This is a genomic window from Streptomyces radicis, from assembly GCF_003626575.1.
Taxonomy (GTDB): domain Bacteria; phylum Actinomycetota; class Actinomycetes; order Streptomycetales; family Streptomycetaceae; genus Streptomyces; species Streptomyces radicis.
In genome coordinates, this window is the sequence record NZ_RBDY01000077.1 from 1 (window position 1) to 1,110 (window position 1,110).

Genomic DNA, 1,110 nt, shown 5'->3' on the forward strand with positions numbered 1-1,110 from the left:
TCCCCGGCGTCGACATCACCGTCACCCCACCCGCAAGCGCCAACGAGCACTCACCCTGCCGCAACGCCTGCACCGCCAGATGCAACGCCACCAACGACGACGAACACGCCGTATCCACCGTCACCGCAGGACCCTCAAGCCCAAACACATACGACAACCGACCCGAGACAACGCTCGCGGCGTTGCCGGTGCCGACGTGGCCGACCAGCTCGTCCTCGGCGAACATCAGGAGGGTGGCGTAGTCCTGGCTGTTGGTGCCGACAAAGACGCCGGTGGCGCTGCCGCGCAGCGAGGACGGCGCGATACCGGCGCGCTCGAACGCCTCCCACGAGGTCTCCAGCAGAAGCCGCTGCTGCGGATCCATGGCCAGGGCCTCACGCGGCGAGATCCCGAACAGGCCGGGGTCGAAGTCCCCCGCGCCATCAAGGAACCCGCCCTCCGTCGCATGACTGATCCCGGGGCCCTCGTCGGCGAAGAGCGAGGCCATGTCCCAGCCACGATCGGCCGGGAAGGCCCCCACCGCGTCAACGCCCGACGCCACCAGATCCCACAGATCCTCCGGCGAACGCACCCCACCCGGATAACGGCACGCCATGCCCACGATCACAATCGGATCGTCGGCGACGGAGACCATCGCCGGGAGCCGGTCCGCGGGGACGCCTTCTTCCTCGCCCGACAGCTCGGCCACCAGGTGGGCGGCGAGCGCGTCGGCGTTGGGGTAGTCGAAGACGAGGGTCGCGGGCAGGCGGAGCCCGGTCTCCTCGGTCAGCCGGTTCCGCAGCTCGACGGCCGTGAGCGAGTCGAAGCCCATGTCGCGGAACGCCTTGTCCGGGCGGACGGCGGAGGGGCCGTCGAAGCCGAGCACGGCCGCGGCCTGGGCGCGGATGGTCGCGGTGAGGACGCGGGACAGGTCGGCGGCGGCGACACCGGCGAGCCGCCCGGGCTCGTTGATCCCGGTGACTTCGGTGGCCAAGGCCGCCTGAACCTCGGGTAGTTCGGCGATCAACGGGCGTGGCCTCGCCGCCGTGAAGGCGGGGGCGAAGACGGACCAGTCGACATCCGCGACCGTCAGACACGTCAGGTCCTCATCCAACGCACGCTGAAGCGCGG

At 70.5% G+C, this 1,110-nt stretch carries 1 protein-coding gene; it reads right to left on the reverse strand.

The window, feature by feature from the left end; genetic code table 11:
- A partial coding sequence (locus tag D7318_RS32290; RefSeq protein WP_230424330.1) for a type I polyketide synthase occupies window positions 1-1,110 on the reverse strand: 1,110 nt, incomplete at both ends.